Annotated in this window: 19 protein-coding genes; 7 read left to right on the top strand and 12 right to left on the bottom strand. The window is 68.1% G+C overall.

The features are described from left to right. The first annotated feature begins 25 nt into the window (after positions 1-25). Positions 26-643, top strand: a complete 618-nt coding sequence (locus tag ACFPN9_RS06240) for a J domain-containing protein (RefSeq protein WP_066722878.1) — start codon at positions 26-28, stop codon at positions 641-643. Between the two features lie 22 nt (positions 644-665). Here ACFPN9_RS06240 and ACFPN9_RS06235 read toward each other — a convergent pair whose 3' ends face one another. The 3 genes from ACFPN9_RS06235 to ACFPN9_RS06225 all read right to left on the bottom strand — a co-directional run bounded on the left by ACFPN9_RS06235 (position 666) and on the right by ACFPN9_RS06225 (position 3,482). Further along, a complete protein-coding gene (locus ACFPN9_RS06235) occupies positions 666-1,436 on the bottom strand; it encodes an ABC transporter permease (RefSeq protein WP_066722882.1) in 771 nt (256 codons plus the stop codon). After that, entirely contained in the window at positions 1,433-2,221 is a 789-nt protein-coding gene (locus tag ACFPN9_RS06230) for an ABC transporter ATP-binding protein (RefSeq protein ID WP_066722885.1), read from the bottom strand. The genes ACFPN9_RS06235 and ACFPN9_RS06230 overlap by 4 nt, the downstream gene beginning before the upstream one ends. 199 nt (positions 2,222-2,420) lie before the next feature. After that, on the bottom strand, positions 2,421-3,482 hold the full coding sequence (locus ACFPN9_RS06225; RefSeq protein ID WP_082735163.1) for an ABC transporter substrate-binding protein: 1,062 nt from the start codon (positions 3,480-3,482) through the stop codon (positions 2,421-2,423). Between the two features lie 293 nt (positions 3,483-3,775). On the opposite strand from ACFPN9_RS06225, the gene ACFPN9_RS06220 reads away from it, so the two are divergent. Beyond that, entirely contained in the window at positions 3,776-4,786 is a 1,011-nt protein-coding gene (locus ACFPN9_RS06220) for a TerC family protein (RefSeq protein ID WP_066717834.1), read from the top strand. Positions 4,787-4,808: 22 nt separating this feature from the next. On the opposite strand, the gene ACFPN9_RS06215 is transcribed toward ACFPN9_RS06220, so the two are convergent. Then, positions 4,809-5,264 (bottom strand): Lrp/AsnC ligand binding domain-containing protein, encoded by a 456-nt coding sequence (locus ACFPN9_RS06215; RefSeq protein WP_066717837.1) that lies wholly within the window; start codon positions 5,262-5,264, stop codon positions 4,809-4,811. Positions 5,265-5,393: 129 nt separating this feature from the next. Between ACFPN9_RS06215 and putA the strand changes: the two genes are divergently transcribed. Continuing rightward, positions 5,394-8,486 (top strand): bifunctional proline dehydrogenase/L-glutamate gamma-semialdehyde dehydrogenase PutA, encoded by a 3,093-nt coding sequence (gene putA, locus ACFPN9_RS06210; protein ID WP_066717840.1) that lies wholly within the window; start codon positions 5,394-5,396, stop codon positions 8,484-8,486. Positions 8,487-8,532: 46 nt separating this feature from the next. Beyond that, the gene (locus ACFPN9_RS06205) at positions 8,533-8,913 is read left to right on the top strand and encodes a VOC family protein (protein WP_156446434.1); all 381 of its coding nucleotides are present in this window, start codon (positions 8,533-8,535) and stop codon (positions 8,911-8,913) included. Between the two features lie 54 nt (positions 8,914-8,967). Here the strand turns inward: ACFPN9_RS06205 and ACFPN9_RS06200 are convergent, their stop codons facing one another. The 6 genes from ACFPN9_RS06200 to ACFPN9_RS06175 form a co-directional block, all read right to left on the bottom strand. After that, positions 8,968-9,381 (bottom strand): F0F1 ATP synthase subunit epsilon, encoded by a 414-nt coding sequence (locus ACFPN9_RS06200; RefSeq protein ID WP_066717845.1) that lies wholly within the window; start codon positions 9,379-9,381, stop codon positions 8,968-8,970. A gap of 106 nt (positions 9,382-9,487) precedes the next feature. Next, positions 9,488-10,951, bottom strand: a complete 1,464-nt coding sequence (gene atpD, locus ACFPN9_RS06195; RefSeq protein ID WP_066717848.1) for a F0F1 ATP synthase subunit beta — start codon at positions 10,949-10,951, stop codon at positions 9,488-9,490. A 66-nt stretch (positions 10,952-11,017) separates the two neighbouring features. Then, positions 11,018-11,887 carry a F0F1 ATP synthase subunit gamma gene (locus ACFPN9_RS06190; RefSeq protein ID WP_066717850.1) on the bottom strand — a complete coding sequence of 290 codons (870 nt, stop codon included), beginning with the start codon at positions 11,885-11,887 and terminating at the stop codon, positions 11,018-11,020. A gap of 96 nt (positions 11,888-11,983) precedes the next feature. Beyond that, on the bottom strand, positions 11,984-13,513 hold the full coding sequence (gene atpA / locus ACFPN9_RS06185; RefSeq protein ID WP_066717854.1) for a F0F1 ATP synthase subunit alpha: 1,530 nt from the start codon (positions 13,511-13,513) through the stop codon (positions 11,984-11,986). Next, positions 13,513-14,082 carry a F0F1 ATP synthase subunit delta gene (locus ACFPN9_RS06180; RefSeq protein ID WP_066717857.1) on the bottom strand — a complete coding sequence of 190 codons (570 nt, stop codon included), beginning with the start codon at positions 14,080-14,082 and terminating at the stop codon, positions 13,513-13,515. The genes atpA and ACFPN9_RS06180 overlap by 1 nt, the downstream gene beginning before the upstream one ends. A 240-nt stretch (positions 14,083-14,322) precedes the next feature. Further along, a complete protein-coding gene (locus tag ACFPN9_RS06175; RefSeq protein ID WP_066717860.1) occupies positions 14,323-16,509 on the bottom strand; it encodes a primosomal protein N' in 2,187 nt (728 codons plus the stop codon). Between the two features lie 103 nt (positions 16,510-16,612). On the opposite strand from ACFPN9_RS06175, the gene ACFPN9_RS06170 reads away from it, so the two are divergent. The 3 genes from ACFPN9_RS06170 (at position 16,613) to ACFPN9_RS06160 (ending at position 18,579) form a co-directional block, all read left to right on the top strand. Continuing rightward, on the top strand, positions 16,613-16,954 hold the full coding sequence (locus tag ACFPN9_RS06170) for a hypothetical protein (RefSeq protein ID WP_066717863.1): 342 nt from the start codon (positions 16,613-16,615) through the stop codon (positions 16,952-16,954). Positions 16,955-16,990: 36 nt separating this feature from the next. Next, on the top strand, positions 16,991-17,950 hold the full coding sequence (locus ACFPN9_RS06165; protein WP_066717873.1) for a tyrosine recombinase XerC: 960 nt from the start codon (positions 16,991-16,993) through the stop codon (positions 17,948-17,950). A 68-nt stretch (positions 17,951-18,018) separates the two neighbouring features. Beyond that, positions 18,019-18,579 (top strand): DUF4337 domain-containing protein, encoded by a 561-nt coding sequence (locus tag ACFPN9_RS06160; protein WP_066717876.1) that lies wholly within the window; start codon positions 18,019-18,021, stop codon positions 18,577-18,579. Here the strand turns inward: ACFPN9_RS06160 and ACFPN9_RS06155 are convergent, their stop codons facing one another. Both ACFPN9_RS06155 and ACFPN9_RS06150 read right to left on the bottom strand, forming a co-directional pair. Then, complete coding sequence (locus ACFPN9_RS06155) at positions 18,580-19,968, bottom strand: amidase (protein WP_066717879.1); 1,389 nt, start codon at positions 19,966-19,968, stop codon at positions 18,580-18,582. Between the two features lie 139 nt (positions 19,969-20,107). Beyond that, entirely contained in the window at positions 20,108-20,842 is a 735-nt protein-coding gene (locus tag ACFPN9_RS06150; protein WP_082735167.1) for a GntR family transcriptional regulator, read from the bottom strand. Between the last annotated feature and the right edge of the window lie 156 nt (positions 20,843-20,998).

The following is a 20,998-nucleotide window of genomic DNA, read 5'->3' as shown; positions in this document are numbered from 1 at the left end:
TCCCGAGTCTCATAACCGTTCGACCATGAACTTCAACTCGCGCCTGTTCGACCGCATCAGGATCGGCCCTTCCGAAGCAGAAGCGGTCGAGGACGGCGATGCGCCACGCTGCGACCATCCCGGCTGCACGCGCGCCGGCGAGTTCCGCGCGCCGCAGGGCCGCGGCCGCGAAGGCAAGTTCTTCCTGTTCTGCCTGGAGCATGTGAAGGCCTACAACGCGACCTACAACTATTTCGCCGGCATGGATGACGACGCGCTGGCGGCTTACGCCAAGGAGGCGGCGATCGGGCACCGGCCGACCTGGAAACTCGGCGTCAACTCCAAGGCGGCGCGGATGGCGCAGCGCGGCCGGGTCGCGGGCGGCGGCGAGCAGCCCGATGTCCAGGACGCCTTCAACATCTTCGGCGCGCGGCGGGCCCAGACCGCGTCGCAGCCGGAGCCGCGCGTCGGCGTGGTCGCCCGCAAGGCTCTGGAGGCGCTCGGCCTCGACGAGAATGCCGACGCCGCGGCGATCAAGGCGAAGTACAAGGAGCTGGTGAAGCGCTTCCATCCGGACGCAAATGGCGGCGACCGCTCGCGCGAGGGCACGCTCCAGGAAATCCTGAAGGCCTACCAGCAGCTCAAATCGACCGGCATGGTCTGAAGGGGCACCGCCCCTTCGTGACTCAGGCGTTGCCGAGCTGCGAGCGCTTCGCCCAGCCCGTCATCCGGCTCTCGACGACATCGACGATCGCGACCAGGAACACGCCCAGGATCGCCAGCACGATCAGCGCGGCGAAGATCAGCGGCACGTTGAAATCCGCCGAGGCGCGCGTGATCAGATTGCCGAGGCCGAGATTGGAGGCGTTCTGCTCGCCGATCACCGAGCCGACATAGGCCAGGGTGATCGAGACCTTCAGCGCGCCGAAGAGATAGGGCAGTGAGCGCGGGATGCCGACCTTGGTCATGATGTCCATGCGGCTGGCGCCGAGCGCCTTCAGCACGTCCTCGGTCTCCGGCTCGATCGTGGCGAGCCCCGTCGCGACATTGACCACGATCGGGAAGAACGAGATCACGAAGGCGGTCAGCACCGGCGGCAGCCAGCCGACGCCGAACCAGATCACCAGGATCGGCACGACCGCGACCTTCGGGATCGAGTTGAAGCCGACCAGCAGGGGGTTGAGCCCGGCATAGATCAGCTTCGAGGAGCCGACCAGCAGCCCCAGCGCCAGCCCGAACAGGATCGACAGTCCGAAACCGAGCGAGGTCATCCAGAGCGTGTGGAAGGCGTTGGTGTAGAGCGGCTTCTGGTACTGCACCAGCGCCGCCCAGATCGCCGAGGGCGGCGGCAGGATGAAGGCCGAGATCGCCAAGGCGCGACAGGCGATCTCCCAGATCGCGAAGAAGGCGAAGGTGAAGAGATAGGGCGCGAGCTTGAGCCAGGTCGAGCGGGTCATGCCACGGCCCTCGCCTCGCGGATATGCCCGCGCAGTTCGTGAACGATCTCGGCGAATTCGGGCGTGTAGGTCACGTCGAGGTCGCGCGGCCGCGCAAAGCCGATCTCGCGCTCGGCGATGATCCGGCCGGGCCGGGCCGACATGCAGAAAACCCGGTCGGCCAGGAACACCGCCTCGCGCAGGTCATGCGTCACCAGGATGACGGTGACCCCACGTTGGGCGTGGAGATCACGGATCACGCACCAGAGTTCCTCCCGCGTGAAGGCGTCGAGCGCCCCGAAGGGCTCGTCCAGCATCAGGAGCTTCGGCTCGTGGATCAGCGAGCGGCAGAGCGAGGCCCGCTGCTGCATGCCGCCCGAGAGCTGCCAGGGGAACTTCGAGCCCATGCCCTTGAGCCCGACCGTCTCCAGAAGCATCTCGGCGCGGGCGACATATTCGGCCTTGTTCGCGCGCAGACGCGAGCGATGCGGCTCGACGATCTCGAGCGGCAGCAGCAGATTCTGCAGCGTCGTGCGCCAGGGCAGCATCACCGGGTTCTGGAAGGCCATGCCGGTGATCTTGATCGGCTCGGCGACCTCGCGCCCATCCACGATCACGCTGCCGGCTTTCGGCCGCTGCAGCCCGGTCGCAAGCTTCATCATCGTCGATTTGCCGCAGCCCGAGGGGCCGACGATTGCGGCGAATTCGCCCTCGCGCACCTTCAGCGACAGGCCGGCGACCGCCGGAGGCCCCTCGCCGCCGCCATAGACATGGGTGACATCGTGAAGTTCGACGAAGGCGGTCAATCGGGCTCTTTCCAAGCGCCGTCACCCCGGGCGGAGCCCTCGGGGTCCGATCGTCGATCGGCCCAAGGATGAACTCCGCGGAGACCTGGGATCCATGCCGGAAAGGTTCAGGCGTGGATCCCGGATCGGCGCCGCTGAAGCGGCTTGTCCGGGATGACCGTTGAGGGTCGGTCTTCGTGAGGATCCGTCTTGCAGAAACTCAAAACACCCGCTCGGCCGAGGCCGGCAGGAAGGCGTCGGTGAAGGCGTCGCCGGCCTTGGCCTTGTCCTTGAAGGTGAAGGTGAGCGCGATCTGGTCGAGCGCCTTGGCCCAGCGCGCCTTGTCGATGCCGCCGAAGCCGTTGGCCTTGACCCAGGGCGTCATCACGTTCTGCTGGAGCGTCATCCTCAGCCGCTCGAGTTCGACATCGACCTTGGCGACGTCGTTGCGCTTGATCACGAGCTGCGCGCCGAGTTCGGGATTGGCGACGGTATCCTTCACGCTCTTCGTGATCGCCCGCAGCAGGCCGCGCACGGCTTCGGGCTTCTCGGCCGCGAATTTCGGCGAGACCATGATGACGTTGCCGTAGAGCTCGACGCCGTAATCCGACATCAGCATCACGACGATATCGTCGACCGGGACGCCGCGCGACTTGAGATTGATGTAGGAGGAGTTGGCGAAGCCGAAGACGGCGTCGACCTCGCCCGAGGCGAGCATCGGCTCGCGCACCGGAAAGCCGACATTCTCCAGCCGCATCTTGCTGTCGTCGAGCTTGTTGACCGCCTTGAAGATCGGCCATTGCGCGAAGGCGGCGTCCGCAGCGGGGGCGCCGAACTTCTTACCCTCGAGGCTCTTGGCGTCGGAAGTGATGCCGCGGCTCTTGCGCCCGACGATCGAGAAGGGCGGCTTGTCATAGACCATCATCACCGCCTTGAGGTCGATGGTCGGGTTCTCGTCGCGGAAACGGATCAGCGAGTTCACGTCGCCGAAGCCGACATCATAGGTGCCGGAGGCCACCCGCGGGATCGCTTCGCGCGAGCCGTTGCCCGTGTCGATGGTGACGTCGAGCCCCTCGGCTTTGAAGTAGCCCTTCTCGATCCCCATCAGAAACAGCGCGGCCGGGCCCTCGAAGCGCCAGTCTAGCGTGAAGCGGACGGGCGTCTGCGCCTGCGCGGTGGAGGCGAGGCCTCCCAGCGCGGAAGCCAGCCCGGCAGCGAGGACGAGGCGCCCGGCGCAGGCGCGCAGGCGTCCGAGAACGGTCGGGCGGGACGGGGCGGGCATCGATCTCTCCTGTCGGGTTCGAAAACTGATCGGTCGGCGCGAGGAGCAAATGTCGTGCCGTGATCTCCACACTGACGGAGCCGCCGCGCCGGTCAAGCGCCAATCACCGCCTGCGCCGGCCGCGAGGCGACTCCATGGCAAAAATTTGGCGAGGAACCTCTTGTCGGTCCGGTCGGACGACCCCATCTGCCGACTCGGCGGTACCGGGCCCCTCTGGCGGAGCATGTCTGGATGACATGGCCGCGATGTCGGAACCGCCTTCGACATCAACCCAAACCCATAGGCGCCCGGACATGGAATTTCTGCTTGCCGACTGGCTCGGCAAGCCGCTCTGGATGTGGAGCGGCTTCCTCGCAATCGTTTTCGCCCTGCTCGCTTTCGACCTCGGCCTGCTCAACCGGGGCGACCGTGAGATTGGCATCGCCCAGAGCCTGCGGCTGTCGGCGTTCTACATCGGCTTCGCCTGTCTTTACGGCGCCGTCGTCTGGTGGGCCTTCGAAACCGGCAACCTCAAGACGACCGACGGCACCCATGCCGGCGTGACCTATTTCACCGGCTTCTTCATCGAGAAGGCGCTGTCGATCGACAACGTCTTCGTCATCTCGCTGATCTTCACCTTCTTCGCAATCCCGCGCCGCTATCAGTACCGCGCCCTGGTCTGGGGCATCATCGCGGTGATCATCCTGCGCGGCCTGATGATCGGCATCGGCGCGGCGCTGGTGCAGGAGTATGACTGGATCCTCTTCATCTTCGGCGCCTTCCTGATCGTGACCGGCATCAAGATGCTGGTCGTGCCGGAGGCCGAGCCGGACATGTCGAAGAACAAGCTCATCATCTTCTTCAAGAAGCACATGCGGGTCACCGACAGCCTGCATGGCGAGCGCTTCTTCGTCCGGCTGCCGGATTCTGTGACCGGCCGCACGCTGATCTACGCCACGCCGCTGTTCCTGGCGCTGGTGGTGATCAACATCGCCGACCTCATCTTCGCGGTGGACTCGGTGCCGGCGATCTTCGCGATCACGACGGATCCGTTCATCGTCTTTACCGCCAACATCATGGCGATCCTCGGCCTGCGTGCGCTCTATTTCGCGCTGGCCGCGATGGTTCACCGCTTCGAGTATCTTAAGACGGCGCTGGCCCTTGTCCTGGTCTTCATCGGCGGCAAGATCTTCTGGAACCAGATCTTCGGCAAGGTCGACCCCGCGATCTCGCTCGGCGTGACGCTGGCGCTGATCCTCGGCGGCGTGGTCTTCTCGCTCTGGAAGACCCGCAACCAGCCCGCCGTCACGCATCAAGCGGAGTGACGCCTTCCCGGCGGCGCGCGGCTCACAATGGCAGCGCGCCGTCGGTCTTCACCTCTTCCATCACCGCATAGGTACGTGTCTCGCGCACCGCCGGCAGCGCTAGCAGCACCTCGCCAAGAAAGCGGCGATAGGCGTTCATGTCGGCGACGCGGGTCTTGACCAGATAGTCGAACCCGCCTGCCACCATGTGGCACTCCAGAACCTCCGGCGCTCGCTTCACCGCCGCGGCGAAACGCTCGAACGCATCGGGCGTGGTCTTGTCCAGATAGACCTCGACGAAGACGAGCAGGTTGAGCCCGAGCTTCAGCGGATCCAGCGCCGCGCGATAGCCGGTGATGTAGCCCTCGCGCGTCAGCCGCTTCAGCCGCTCTCCGGCTGCCGTCGGCGACAACCCGACCTTTTCGGCCAACTCGACGCCGGCCATGCGGCCATCCCCCTGGATCAGCGACAGGATGCGGCGGTCGGTTCGATCGAGCATGGGATGAAACTCTGCTGGAGGCCGATAAGACCGGAAAAGATAAAGCTCTATGGCCGAAACAGCCAATTGAAATGAGGTCCAAGCCGGACGATTCTTCAGATCATCCGCCGCACCGGTTCGGAGCCCTTCATGGCCGCCCCTCTTCCGCCCTTCCGTGCCCCCTATGCCGAAGATGACGGGGCGATCGCCGCAAGGCTGCTGGCCGGTGCGCGCCGCGAACCGGCGGCCAAGGCCCGCATCGATGCCCGCGCGACGGAGCTGATCGAGGCGATCCGGAGCCGCAAGGTCGGGCTCGGCGGCATCGAGGAGCTGTTGCGGGAGTATTCGCTCTCCACCCGCGAGGGCCTGGCCCTGATGGTCCTGGCCGAGGCCCTGCTGCGCGTGCCCGACGCCGCCACCGCCGACCGGCTGATCGAGGATAAGCTCGGCCAGGGCGACTTCGCCCATCACGAATCGAAATCGGATGCCTTCCTCGTCTCGGCCTCGGCCTGGGCGCTCGGCATCACGGCCCGGGTCATCCAGCCGGGCGAGACCCCGACCAGCATCATCGGCGGTCTCGCCAAGCGGCTGGGCATGCCGACGGTGCGCACCGCCACCCGCCAGGCCATGCGCGTCATGGGCAACCACTTCGTGCTCGGCCAGACCATCGAGGAGGCACTGAAGCGTGCCGGCTCGAAGAGCGGCAAGCTCTACCGCTACTCCTTCGACATGCTCGGCGAAGGCGCCCGGACGCAAGGAGACGCAGATCGCTACTTCGCCTCCTACGCCGCGGCCATCGACGCCATCGGCCGCTCGGCCGGCAATGCCCCGCTGCCGAACCGGCCGGGCATCTCTGTCAAGCTCTCGGCGCTCCATCCGCGCTACGACGCCACCAACCGCGAGCGCGTCCTGGCCGAGCTGACGCCCAAGGTCATCGAGCTCGCCCGCCAGGCCAAGCGCTACGACCTCAACTTTACCGTCGATGCCGAAGAGGCCGACCGGCTCGAGCTGTCGCTCGACATCATCGACGCGGTCGTCGCCGATCCCTCGCTGGCAGAGTGGGACGGCTTCGGCCTTGCCATCCAAGCCTATCAGAAGCGCGCCTCGGCGGTCATTGACCATATCGGCAGGCTCGCGGAGGCCCATGGCCGGCGCATGATGGTGCGGCTCGTCAAGGGCGCCTATTGGGACACCGAGCTCAAACGCGCCCAGGAGCGCGGCCTGGCCGACTATCCGGTCTTCACCCGCAAGGCGATGACCGACCTGAACTACGAGGCCTGCGCCGCCCAGCTGCTGGCCCTGCGGCCGCGCATCATTCCCCAGTTCGCCACCCACAACGCCCAAACGGTCGCGACCGTTGCCGAGATGGCGGGATCGTCCGAGGGCTTCGAGTTCCAGCGCCTGCACGGCATGGGCGAGGCGCTCTACGAAAAACTCCTCGCCGGCCCCGAGGGCTTCGCCTGCCGGACCTATGCGCCGGTCGGCGGGCATCAGGACCTGCTCGCCTATCTGGTGAGGCGCCTGCTCGAGAACGGCGCCAACTCCTCCTTCGTCAGCGTCTCCGGCGATCCCGACGTGCCCGTGGCGCAGCTGCTCGTCCCGCCGGCGGACATCATCGGCCAGCCCGGCGCGGCCCGGCATCGCCGCATCCCGCTGCCGGCGGACCTCTTCGGGCCCTCCCGCAAGAACTCGGCCGGCGTCGAACTCGGCCATGCGGAGAGCCTGGAAGCCCTGCTGGCGGAGATCGCGGCGGCGGTCGCCAAGCCCTTCCCGGAGGCCACCCCGATCATCGATGGCGCGAGCGCCGGCGGCACGGCCCGCGATGTGCGCTCGCCGATCGACAACCACGTCATCGGCCGCGTCGCGGAAGCCGACGCGACGACGGCGGCACGCGCCGTGGCGGCGGCGACGGCGGGCTTCCCCGCCTGGAACGCCACCCCGGCCCGCACGCGCGCCGCCGCCCTGCGCAAGGCCGCGGACCTGATGGAGGCGCGGCGCGGCCTGCTGCTCGCCCTGCTTCAGGCCGAAGCGGGCAAGACGCTCGACGATGCCCTCTCGGAGGTGCGGGAGGCGGTCGATTTCTGCCGCTACTACGCGGCCGAAGCCGAGGCGAAGCTCGCGACGCCGACCGCCCTGCCCGGCCCGACCGGCGAGGACAACCGCCTGATCCTCCGCGGGCGCGGCGCCTTCCTCTGCATCGCGCCCTGGAACTTCCCGCTCGCGATCTTCGCGGGCCAGATCGTGGCCGCGCTCGTCGCCGGCAACAGCGTCGTCGCCAAGCCGGCGCCGCAGACGCCGCTCATCGCGGCCGTGACCGTGCGCCTCCTGCACGAGGCCGGCATTCCCGTTTCTGCGCTCCATCTCGTGCCGGGTGATGGCGCGGTCGGCGCGGCCCTCGTCGCGCATAAGGAGGTCGCTGGCGTCGCCTTCACCGGCTCGACGACGACCGCCCGCGCGATCAACCGCGCGCTTGCGGCCAAGGACTCACCCATCGTCCCGCTGATCGCCGAGACCGGCGGCCTCAACGCCATGATCGTTGACGCCACCGCGCTGGCCGAACAGGTTGCCGACGACGTCGTGATGTCGGCCTTCCGCTCGGCCGGCCAGCGCTGCTCGGCATTGCGCCTGCTCGTCGTCCAGGACGATGTCGCCGATAAGATGATCGAGATGATCACCGGCGCCGCCCGCGAGCTGAAGCTCGGCGACCCGCGCGCGATCGACACCCATATTGGCCCGGTCATCGACGCCGCCGCCAAGCACCGGCTCGACACCCATATCGACGCCATGCGCAAGCTCGGCCGCGTCGCATGGGCCGGCCAGACGCCCGCCCTCGGCGGCACCTATGTCGCGCCGCATGTCGTGTCGCTCGGCAGCGTCGCCGACCTCACAAGCGAGCACTTCGGCCCGATCCTGCACGTCGTGCGCTGGAAGGCCGGCGAACTCGACAGGGTCATCCACGACATCGAGGCGACCGGCTACGGCCTCACGCTCGGCGTTCATTCGCGCATCGAGACCACGATCGAACAGGTCACCAGCCGGCTCTCCACCGGCAACATCTATGTCAACCGTAACATCATCGGTGCCGTGGTCGGTGTGCAACCCTTCGGCGGCCATGGCCTCTCGGGCACCGGGCCGAAGGCCGGCGGCCCGCATTATCTGATGCGCTTCGCAACGGAACAGACGGTGACGATCAACACGGCCGCAGCCGGGGGCAACGCCAGCTTGATCGCGATGGGTGAGTAGGCGCAAGCTCGGCGGCGGCACTGCACGAGTTCAGCGAGGGATGGCCATGGACGCGATCAGCTTCGACCATTGCGTCATCCATGTTTCGGACTGGGAGCGCTCGAACGCCTTCTATCGGGATGTTCTCGGGGCGGCCGTGGTCTTGAACGGGGCGGGTTTCGTCTACCGGATCGGAGCCGCGCAGCTGAACTGCCACGGTCCGGGGCTCCAGCCGGAACCGAAGGCGAGGCTCCCCGTCCCACCCGGCGGGAGCGATCTGTGCTTTCGCTGGGACGGGCCGATCGCGGACGCGGTCGCGCATCTGGCCGCCTGCAATGTGCCGGTGGAACTTGGCCCCGTGCAGCGCTTCGGCCGCGGCGGCGCGGGCACCAGCGTCTATTTCCGCGATCCCGACGGCTCCCTGCTAGAGTTCATCAGCTACGCCTGACAACGAGAAAGGGCCGCTCGCGCGGCCCCTCGATCGTCTTGCCTGCGGTAGCTCTCAGGCTGCCTTGCGGGTCTCGAAGACGTGCTTGAACTCGCGCAGCTGCACCAGCGTGTCATGCAGGCGCTTCTTCTCGTCCTCGTCCTTCGAGCCGGTCAGCTTGGTCTCGGCGCTCAGGATTTCCTGGTCGAGCACAGCGGCGTTGACGTCCTCGAGGAAGCGGCCCTGCTCCGCCAGGATCGTCGTCGAGGCGGCGTTGATCTCGACGAGACCGCCATTGACGAAGAATTCCTTGCCGTTGTTGCCGGTCGTCTGGACGAACACGATGCCCGCCTTCAGCGTCGCGACCAGCGGCGCGTGGCCGGCCAGAACCGTCATCTCACCCTCGATCGACGGGATGATGACGCTGACGACGTCGCCCGAGAACAGGATGCGCTCCGGCGAGACGAGTTCGAACTTGAAGGTGGCCATCGTATATCTCTCCTCGGCTCGTCATGGTCGGGCTTGACCCGGCCATCCCGGAAACCAGCGTCGTCTGGTCGTGAGATTCTCGGGCCGAGCCCGAGAATGACGATCCTCAGGCCGCTTCCGCCGCCAGGCGCTGGGCCTTCTCGATGGCTTCGTCGATCGAGCCGACCATGTAGAAGGCGGCCTCCGGCAGGTGATCGTACTTGCCTTCGACCAGGCCCTTGAAGCCCTTGATCGTATCTTCGAGCGCGACCAGCTTGCCCGGCGAGCCGGTGAAGATTTCCGCGACGAAGAAGGGCTGCGACAGGAAGCGCTCGATCTTGCGGGCGCGGGCAACGGTGAGCTTGTCCTCTTCCGAGAGCTCGTCCATGCCCAGGATCGCGATGATGTCCTGCAGTGCCTTGTAGCGCTGGAGGATCTGCTGGACCTGACGCGCCACGCTGTAGTGCTCGGCGCCGACGATGTCGGCCGAGAGCATGCGCGAGGTCGAGTCGAGCGGGTCGACCGCCGGGTAGATGCCCTTTTCGGCGATCGAGCGCGACAGCACGGTGGTGGCGTCGAGGTGGGCGAACGAGGTCGCCGGCGCCGGGTCGGTCAGGTCGTCCGCGGGGACGTAGATCGCCTGCACCGAGGTGATCGAGCCCTTATTGGTGGTGGTGATGCGCTCCTGCAGGTTGCCCATGTCGGTCGCCAGCGTCGGCTGGTAACCCACCGCCGACGGGATGCGGCCGAGCAGCGCCGACACTTCCGAGCCGGCCTGCGTGAAGCGGAAGATGTTGTCGACGAAGAACAGCACGTCCTGGCCCTTGTCGCGGAAGTCCTCGGCGACGGTCAGGCCCGAGAGAGCGACGCGCATGCGGGCGCCCGGCGGCTCGTTCATCTGGCCGTAGACCAGGGCGCACTTGGAGCCCTCGCCGCCGCCCTTCTTGTTCACGCCCGACTCGATCATCTCGTGATAGAGGTCGTTGCCCTCGCGGGTGCGCTCGCCGACGCCGGCGAACACCGAATAGCCGCCATGGGCCTTCGCGACGTTGTTGATGAGCTCCATGATCAGCACGGTCTTGCCGACGCCGGCCCCGCCGAACAGGCCGATCTTGCCGCCCTTGGCGTAGGGAGCCAGCAGGTCGACGACCTTGATGCCGGTGACCAGGATCTGCGCATCCGTGGCCTGCTCGGCATAGGACGGAGCCGGCTGGTGGATGCCGCGGGTGGCGGTCGTCATGATCGGGCCGGCCTCGTCGATCGGCTCGCCGATGACGTTCATGATGCGGCCGAGGCACTCGTCGCCGACCGGCACGGCGATCGGGGCACCGGTGTCGGTCACCGACTGGCCGCGGACCAGGCCTTCGGTCGAGTCCATCGCGATGGTGCGGACCGTGTTCTCGCCGAGATGCTGGGCGACCTCGAGGACGAGCCGGTTGCCGAGATTGGTCGTCTCGAGCGCGTTCAGGATCTCCGGCAGCGCGCCGTCGAACTGGACGTCGACGACGGCGCCGATGACCTGCGCGATGCGGCCGGTGCCGGTGTTGGCGGGCTTCTCGGCGGCGGTCTTCTTCGTAGCGGCTTTGGCCATGGTGATAACCTCGGATTCGCGTTCAGCGTGTCGACAAAGCCGGCGCGCCGGCCTCAATTCAGGCGGTTAGAGCGCTTCCGCGCCGGAGATGATCTCGATCAGTTCCTTGGTGATCATCGCCTGGCGCGAGCGGTTGTAGAGCTGCGTCTGCTTCTTGATCATCTCGCCGGCGTTGCGCGTGGCGGAGTCCATCGCCGACATGCGGGCACCCTGTTCGGAGGCGGCGTTCTCGAGCAGCGCGCGCAGCACCTGGACGGTGAGGTTGCGCGGCAGCAGGGTCTCGAGGATCTCGCCCTCGTCCGGCTCGTAGTCGTAGACCGCCTCGGTCGTCTTGGTCCCGGCGGGGATCTCGGCCGGGATGATCCGCTGGGCCGTCGGGATCTGCGAGATCACCGACTTGAACTTCGAGAAGAACAGGGTCGCCACGTCGAACTCGCCGGCCGCGAAGCGCGACAGCACGTTCTGGGCGATCGTCTCGGCATTGACGTAGCCGACCTGCTTGAAGGAGCGCAGGTCGATCAGCTCGATGATGTCCTTCTCGAACTGCCGGCGAAGCAGGTCATAGCCCTTCTTGCCGACGCAGATGATCTTGACCGTCTTGCCCTCGGCCTTGAGCGCCACCGCCTTGTCGCGCGCCAGGCGGGCGATCGAGGAGTTGAAGGCGCCGCACAGGCCGCGCTCGGCGGTGCAGACGACGAGCAGATGCACCTTGTCCGAGCCCGTGCCGGCGATCAGGCGCGGCGCGCTCGCGCCGGTCACGCCCGAGGCGAGATTGGCCAGCACCGTCTCCATGCGCTCGGCATAGGGGCGGGCGGCCTCGGCCGCGGCCTGCGCCCGGCGCAGCTTCGCGGCCGCGACCATCTGCATGGCCTTGGTGATCTTCTGCGTCGCCTTCACGGAAGCGATGCGGTTTCGTAGGTCCTTAAGGGACGGCATCCGGTCTTGACCCTCTACCCGTCACTGTTCAGCGACGAAGCAATCCAGAGCGACTGCGCAGCGAGACGGCCTGCCCCGCTGCGCCCGTATCGGCGGTTACGAGAACGACTTGGCGTAGTCGCTCACGATGTCCTTCAGTTTCGCGGCATTGGCGTCGGACAGATCCTTCGACTTGCCGATCTCGGCCAGCATGTCGGCATGCTTGCCGCGAACCAGCGCCAGCAGCCCGTCCTCGAAGGCGCGGACCTTGGCGACCGGCAGGGCGTCGAGATAGCCGTTGACGCCGGCATAGATCACGACGACCTGCTCTTCCATCTTCAGCGGCGAGAACTGCGGCTGCTTCAGGAGCTCGGTCAGGCGGGCGCCGCGGTTGAGCAGGCGCTGCGTCACGGCGTCGAGGTCCGAGCCGAACTGCGCGAAGGCGGCCATCTCGCGATACTGCGCGAGTTCGCCCTTGATCTTGCCGGCGACCTTCTTCGTCGCCTTGGTCTGCGCGGCCGAGCCGACGCGCGACACCGAAAGGCCGACGTTCACCGCCGGGCGGATGCCCTGGTAGAACAGATCGGTCTCGAGGAAGATCTGGCCGTCGGTGATCGAGATCACGTTGGTCGGGATGTAGGCGGACACGTCGTTCGCCTGCGTCTCGATGACCGGCAGCGCCGTCAGCGAGCCGAGGCCGGCGTCCTCGCCCATCTTCGCCGCGCGCTCGAGCAGGCGGGAGTGGAGATAGAACACGTCGCCCGGATAGGCCTCGCGGCCCGGCGGGCGGCGCAGCAGCAGCGACATCTGGCGGTAGGCGACGGCCTGCTTAGAGAGGTCGTCATAGATGATCACGGCGTGCATGCCGTTGTCGCGGAAATACTCGCCCATGGCGCAGCCGGCGAAGGGCGCCAGGAACTGCATCGGGGCCGCGTCCGAGGCGGTCGCCGCGATCACGATCGAGTACTCCAGCGCGCCGCGCTCTTCGAGCACCTTCACGAACTGGGCGACGGTCGAACGCTTCTGGCCGATCGCGACATAGACGCAGTAGAGCTTCTGGCTCTCGTCACCGGTCTCGTTGTTGGCCTTCTGGTTCAGGATCGTGTCGAGCGCCACCGCGGTCTTGCCGGTCTGGCGGTCGCCGATGATCAGCTCGCGCTGGCCGCGGCCGATCGGGATCAGGGCGTCGATCGCCTTCAGGCCGGTCGCCATCGGCTCGTGAACCGACTTGCGCGGGATGATGCCGGGCGCCTTGACGTCGACGCGGGCGCGCTGGGTCGCCTTGATCGGGCCCTTGCCGTCGATCGGGTTGCCGAGCGCGTCGACGACGCGGCCGAGCAGCTCCTTGCCGACCGGCACGTCGACGATGGCGCCGGTGCGCTTGACCGTCTGGCCTTCCTTGATCTCGCGGTCGGAACCGAAGATCACGACGCCGACATTGTCGCTCTCGAGGTTGAGCGCCATGCCGCGCACGCCGGTCTCGAACTCGACCATCTCACCGGCCTGGACCTTGTCGAGGCCGTAGACGCGGGCGATGCCGTCGCCGACGGAGAGAACCTGGCCGACTTCGGTGACGGAAGCTTCGGACCCGAAATTGGAGATCTGGGCCTTCAGGATCGCGGAGATTTCAGCGGGGCGGATTTCCATCAGCCGACCTCTTTCATGGCAAGACGAATTGAATTGAGCTTGGTTTTCAGCGAGGCGTCGACCATGCGGGAGCCCATCTTCACGACGAGCCCGCCGATCAGCGACGGATCGACCTTGATCGCGACGTCCACATCCTTGCCGGCGACGGCGGCCAGCGCGGCCCGGATCTCGTCGACGCGCTTGGGCGCCGGCGTCTCGGCCAGCGTGACCTCGGCACTGACGATGCCCTTGGCCTGGGCGACGAGCGCCTTGTAGGCGGTGATCATGCCCGGCAGCGCGAACAGGCGGCGCTTGCTGGCGACGAGACCGATGAAATTGCCGGCGAGACCCGTGAGGCCGGCCTTGGCGAGCACGGCCTTGATCGCGCCGGTCTGCTCTTCCGCCGAGAAGGCGGGGCTGCCGACGAGATGCCGCAGATCCTCGCTGTCGGCCAGCAGGGCCGAGAAGCTGTCGAGATCGGCAGTGACGGCATCGACAGCATTGGCCTCGCTGGCCAGTTCGAACAGGGCCGTGGCGTAGCGACCGGCCACGCCCGAAACCAGTGATCCTTGCGATCCGCCTTCAGCCACGCGTCAAATCTCTCGTTTCATGGGACCGCCCCGGCGGCCTTCGGGCGAAGGCGGAGTGCAAGGTCCCGGCGCTGCGATGTATCACGGACGTGAACCCGGCAAGACGGCTTCGCGACCTAAATGTGGCGGTGCACTAGCATGTGGTTTTGGGGCGCGCAATCCGTTGATGCCGATCCAAGACACGGTTTTGCCGGTCCTTTCGGAGGCGTGGCGACAGGGCCGGCCGGAACCGACCGACCTTCAGAGGAAACTCTGCGGATCGACATCGACCGCCACGCGCACCGAGCCCTTCGGCTTGCCGCAGCGGGCGAGCCAGCCGCGCAGATAGGCCTGGAGATCCACACCCCGCTCCGTCTTCACGATCAGCCGCATGCGGTGGCGCCCGCGCAGCACGGCGAGCGGCGCCTCGGCCGGGCCGAGCACGGCCACGCCCTCCGGCGCCTCGGCGCAGCGCGCCAGAGCGCGCGCATGCGCCTCGGCCTCGGGCTGGTTGTTGGCCGAGACGATCAGCGCCGCCAGGCGCCCGAAGGGCGGCAGCCCCGCCGCCTCGCGCGCGGCGATCTCTGCGGCATAAAACCGCTCCGGATCGCCCGAGACCAGCGCCTTCAGCACGGGATGGGCCGGGTCATGCGTCTGCAGCAGGGCGCGGCCGGGCTTTTCGCCACGTCCGGCCCGGCCCGTCACCTGCCGCAGCACCTGGAAGGTGCGCTCGGCCGCGCGCGGATCGCCGGATGTCAGGCCGAGATCGGCGTCGACCACGCCGACCAGCGTCATGCCGGGGAAGTTGTGCCCCTTGGCCACGAGCTGCGTGCCGATGACGATGTCGAACTCACCCGAGGCGACCGCCATCAGTTCGGTCTTCAGGCGCTCGGTCCCGCCCGGGAAATCGCTCGACAGCACGATGCCCCGCGCCTGCGGAAACAGCGTCGCCACCTCCTCCGCCAGACGCTCCACACCCGGCCCGCAGGCGGTTAGGCTCTCCTGCGCATGGCATTGCGGGCATTCATGCGGCCGGCGCTCGACATGGCCGCAGTGGTGGCAGACCAGCGCGCGCCGGAAGCGATGATCGACCAGCCAGGCCGAGCAGTTCGGGCACTGGAAGCGGTGGCCGCAGTCGCGGCACAGCGTCAGCGGCGCATAGCCGCGCCGGTTCAGGAACAGCAGGGACTGCTCGCCGGCCTCCAGATTGGCGGTCATCGCCTTCGCCAGCGTGTCCGAGATCCAGCGCCCGCGCGGCGGCTTGTCCTGGCGCAGATCGACGAGACCGAGCGTCGGCAGCGTCCGCCCACCGAAGCGCTCGGGCAGCTTGAGATGGGTGTAGCGGCCGCGCTCGGCATTGACGCGGGTTTCCAGTGACGGCGTCGCCGAGGTCAGGATCACAGGCGCGTTTTCAATGCGCCCGCGCACCACCGCCATGTCGCGGGCGTGGTAGGCGACACCGTCCTCCTGCTTGTAGGCGGCCTCGTGCTCCTCATCGACCACGATCAGGCCGAGATCGCGATAGGGCAGGAACAGTGCCGAGCGCGCGCCCGCCACCACCTTCGCCTCGCCGCTGGCGATCGCCGCCTGCAGGCGCTCGCGCCTGCGGCCCGTCACAGCCGAATGCCACAGCCCGGGACGGACGCCGAAACGCGCCTCGAAGCGGTCGATGAACTGCGCCGTGAGCGCGATCTCGGGCATCAGGATCAGGCTCTGGCGCCCGAGCCGCACCGCCTCGGCAACCGCCTCGAAATAGACCTCCGTCTTGCCCGAACCGGTGACGCCCTCGAGCAGCGTCACCCCATAGGTCGCGGCCCTGACCGAGGCGACGAGCGCCGCCGCCGCCGCCGCCTGGTCCTCCGACAGCGCCGGCGCGGCATGGTCCGGATCGGGCATGGCCGCCACCGCCTCGCGTGGCAGCGGCTCGACGGCGAAGGTCCCGGCATCGACGAGCGCATCGATCACCGCCGCACTGACCGAAGCCGCTTCCGCGAGCGCGCTCTTGGCGATGAGCAGCCCGCCTTCCGCGGCCGCGATCGCCCGCGCCCGCGCCGGCGTCATCCGTGCCGGGGGCGCGCCGACGAGCCGGACGCCCAGCTTCGGGCGCTCTGGGCCGTCCTCGGGCGGCCGACGCAACGCCAGCGCCAGCACGGATCCTTTGGGAGCGAGCGTGTACCAGGCGACCCAGTCGACCAGCTTCATCAGCGCGCCGTCGAGCGGCGGCATGTCGAGCTTGGCCGTCACGGCCTTGAGATTGCCGCCGCGCCCCGCGCCCCGCTCCCAGACGACGCCGACCGTCTGGCGCGGCCCGAGCGGCACCTGCACCACATCTCCGGGCGCCAGCACGAGACCGGGCGGCACGGCATAGCTATAGGCCTGGTCGAGCGCGAGCGGGATCAGCACCTCGACGGTGCCACCATCCTCCGCCCGATCCGCTTCGCCGCTCATCGCCCGTGCCTAGCCTCTGCCCGCCATGGCGACAACCGCCTGCCTTGCCATGGCCCCGATCGCATGATGTCTGCCGCCCTCCGGCCGCAGATCCGAGACCGCCATGCCCTTCGCCGCCCGCCTCTCCGGCGCCATTCTGCTTTCCGCTGCCACCTTCGCCGCTCCGGTGCAGGCCCAGCCGACGCCCCCCGAAAACTGGCCGGCGATCAAATGCGAGCGCTACACCAAGGCCTATGCCGAGGCGCTGTCGAGGCTGGGGCGGAAAGGACTTGGCCAGGATTTTCTCGACGCCCATGAGGCCTTTCTCGCCTCCGGCTGCAGCATCAAGGGCGAGGTCTGCCCGCGCAGCGCCGAGGAACTGAACCTCGCCAACATCATGGTCGTGATGGGCATGAACCAGGGCATGGCCAGCACCTTCATGCCCTTCGCCTGCCCGAAGCGTTGAGGTCGCCCCTTCGCGAGGCGTTAAGGTTGCGCCGTCATGCTCCGCGCCGATGCGAGGCTCAGGCTGATCATGTCCGATTTCGATACCCTCGCCCGCGCCTGGCTCGATCATCTCGCCCATGAGCGCCGGCTCTCGCCGAAGACGCTGGAAGCCTATTCCCGCGATCTGCGCCAGTTCGCGAACTTCCTCACAGACCATCTCGGCGGCGCCCCGAGCGTCGCCGACATCGCCGCCCTGAAGCCGGCCGATCTGCGCGCCTTTTTGGGCCGGCGCCGGCGCGAGGAGGTCGGCAACCGCACGCTGATGCGCCAGCTCGCAGCGCTGCGCTCCTTCGCCCGCTTCGGCGAGCGGACGGGAAGGCTCACCGCCGCCGCCTTCGCCGCGACACGCGGCCCCCGCATCGGCAAGGCTCTGCCCCGGCCGCTGGAAGCACGCGCGGCGCGCGCCGTCACCAAAGCCGAAACGCGGGCCGGCGACATCCGCGATCCTTGGATCTTCGCCCGCGACGCCGCCGTTCTCTCGCTGCTCTATGGCTGCGGCCTGCGCATCTCGGAGGCGCTGTCCCTGGCCCGCGCTCAGGCCCCGGCCCGTGCGGGCGATACGCTCACCGTCATCGGCAAGGGCAGCAAGACCCGCATGGTTCCGGTCCTGCCGGTGGTCGTCGAGTCCATCGCCGCCTATCTCGCGCTCTGTCCGTGGACTCTGCCGCCGCAGGGCCCGCTCTTCGTCGGCGCCAAGGGCGGCCCCCTCTCCCCGCGCATCATCCAGCTCGCGGTGGAGAGCTTGCGCGGTGCACTCGGCCTGCCCGATTCCGCGACACCGCACGCGCTGCGGCATTCCTTCGCCACCCACCTGCTCGGCCGCGGCGGCGACCTGCGCGCCATCCAGGAACTGCTCGGCCACGCCTCGCTCTCGACGACGCAGATCTACACCCGCATCGATTCAGCCCGGCTGATGGCGGCCTATGACGCCGCTCATCCGCAGGCGGGGCGTTGACCCCCTTCCGCTCCCCTTGGCTGCCGTTTCGGCATAAGACGCTGCGCCACGGCATTGGGGGATGATTCGTGTCTGCTCACATCGAGCCGCCCGAGGGCGGCAACAAGAAGATCGCGCTGCTCATCGCAGTGCTGGCGCTACTGCTCTCGCTGTCGGAAATCGGCGGCAAGCAGGCCGAGAACGAGGCCATCGCCAAGAACATCGACGCCTCGAATCTCTGGTCCTTCTTCCAGGCCAAGACCATTCGCGGCACCACCGTTCGGACCGCCGCCGAGGCGATGGAGATCGATCTGATCGGCACCACCGACGCCGCCACGCGCGAGCGGCTGCAGAAGCGCATCGACAGCTGGAAGGCGACGGTCGCCCGCTACGAATCCGAGCCGGAGACGCAGGAGGGCCGCAAGGAGCTGATGGCCCGCGCCAAGGCGACCGAGCAGATCCGCGACGACCAGAAGGCCCGCAGCGAGAATTTCGAGATCGCCTCGGGTCTGCTGCAGATCGGCATCGTCGTCGCCTCGGCCTCGATCATCACCGGCGTCGGAGTCCTCGCCTATGCCGCGGGCGGCCTCGGCGCGCTCTCACTGGTCTTCATGGCGCTGGCGCTTGTCGCCCCGCGCCTGCTGTTCTGATCAGGCCTCCGCGCCGGGATAGGCCGGCAGCGGCGGGCGAAGCCTCTCCCAGGCGCGCGCCAGCCGCAGCACGCCGAGATCGTCGAAGCGCCGCCCGGTGATCTGCAGCCCGATCGGCAGTCCGCCCGCCGTCATCGCCGCGGGCACGGCGATCGAGGGCTGGTCGGACATATTGGCGGGCAGGGTGAAGACGATGTGCTCGAAGGGCCGGTCCGGATCATGGATCGGCGAAGCGAGCTCCGCCGCATAGCTCGGCACCGGCGCAACCGGCGACAGCACGAAATCGAAGGGCGCGCTCTGCTTCAGCGCCGCGTCCTTGATCGCCAGCATCTGGCTCATCCCGCGATAGACGCGCTCGCCGGAGAGCCCGTCGCCCCGCTTCGCCCAGGCGAAGATATAGGGCAGCACCTGCGCCTGCTTGTCCGGCGAGAGCGCACCGATATCGGCCCAGGCGCGCTGGCTCCAGAAATCGTCGAGCCCGTCCAGCATGGTTCGCGTCAGGAAGGCCGGCGCCTCCTCGACGATCGCGCCCGCCGCCGCGAAGGCGCAGCCAGCCGCCTCGATCGCTGCCCTCGTCTCCGGCTCGACGGGGATCCCGATGCCCGGATCGAGATGCAGGCCGAGTCGCAGCCCCTTCACGTCGATGTCGAGGGACCGCCAGTCGATCTCCTGCGGTGGCAGGCTCATGCCGTCGCGCGCATCGGGTTTCGCGATCTCACGCATCATCAGCGCGGCATCCGCGACCGTTCGGGTCATCGGCCCGGCGACGCGGCCGTAATAGCTCGGGTCGATCGGCACGCGGCCGAAGCTCGGCTTCAGACCGACCAGCCCGCACCAGCCGGCCGGCAGCCGGATCGAGCCGCCGATATCGGTCCCGACATGAAGCGGCCCGTAGCCGGCTGCGCCCGCCGCCCCGGCCCCGGCCGAGGAGCCGCCCGGGTTTTTCGTCACATCCCAGGGATTGCGGGCGAGCTCGTGGAAGCTCGACAGGCCCGAGGACAGCATCCCGTAATCGGGCATCGTCGTCTTCGCGAGCATCACGAAGCCCGCCTCCCCCAGCCGCGCCGCGACCGGGGCGTCCTCCGGCATGGGCGACAGATCGCGCGCGGCTGTGCCGATGGGCATCGGCGTGCCCTTGGTGGCGATGTTCTCCTTGATCGTTCCCGGCACGCCATCGAGCGGCAGCGGCTCGCCCTTCATCCAGCGCGCCTCGGAGGCCTTCGCCGCCCGCAGGGCCGCCTCGGGATCATAGGCATAGAGCGCCTTGATCCGAGGCTCCCACCGCGCGATCCGCGCGATCACGGCCTCCAGCACCTCGACGGGAGAGAGGCTTCGGGCGCTGTAGGCGTCGAGCAGCTCGACGGCACTGAGATCGGCGGGGTTCGGCATGGCGCAGGCTCCGGTCGGCTAAGGCGGCGGCTCGCCTCGTGCATGACACGAGCCGCGAAGGAGCGGCAGGTGGCATGGGGCGCCTCCCCCAGACCCGTGCCGCATCGCGACCAAGCAAGCACCGCGCCGCGGCGACGCGTCAGGCGAAGTAGTCGGGGTGCTCCGCCTTCAGATGCACCAGGTCCGGCAGCAGCGTGCCCAGATGCTTGCGCATCGCCGCAACCGCTGCCGGTGCGTCCTTCCTGCGGACGGCATCGACGATGGAGAGATGCTCGCGGATCACCATGGCCATGCGCCCCGGCACCGGCAGCGTCATGCGGCGGCAGCGGTCGATCTGGCTCTTGGCGGCATGAGCGATCTTCCAGATTCCGGGATAGCCGGCAACCATCGCCAGGGCCTCATGGAAATCCTCGTCGGCGATGTGGAAGCTCTCCTGCTCACCCGCTTCGAACGCCTCGTGCTGCCGGGCGATCGCGGCGTCCAGCAGGCCGATGGCGTCCGTCGTCGCGATGCGAGCCACGAGATCGACCGTCGCGCATTCGAGCGCCTGGCGGATGAAGACTGCCTCGGGGATCGCCTCGGTCGGGATCCGCGCGACGAAGGTGCCCGCCTGCGGGAAGATCTCGACCAGCCCCTCCTCCTTGAGCCGGATCAGGGCCTCGCGAACCGGCGTCCGGCTGGTGCCGAACCGGGCGGTCAGCTCCTTCTCGACCAGCGCCGAGCCGGGAACTGCTTCCATCGAGAGGATCGCGCGCCGCAGCTCGTCCTGAACCAGCGAGGCAGCCGTCGCGCGCCCGGTCGGGACACCGCCGAGAGGCTGCCGCCGTCGCTCGCGCCGCGGGCCGTCCTCGCTCCGGATGGTGATCTGCGCCATCGCCATGCCTCGCTGCGCGCCGCATCCCGGGACTCTCGGCCGGGACGGGAAGCCGCTCCTTCCGCCTCGTTCGGCAGATAGCACGGTCGCTTCCGACAAACTAGTATATTAGTATATTGACCGATTGCAGCGCTCGCGACTATGGTCGGCCGCTGA

Source organism: Allobosea massiliensis (genome assembly GCF_042655245.1).
In the GTDB taxonomy this organism is placed as follows: Bacteria; Pseudomonadota; Alphaproteobacteria; order Rhizobiales; family Beijerinckiaceae; genus Allobosea; species Allobosea massiliensis.
Note: the sequence above shows the minus strand (reverse complement) of the source record. Positions and strands in the feature narration are given on the sequence as shown.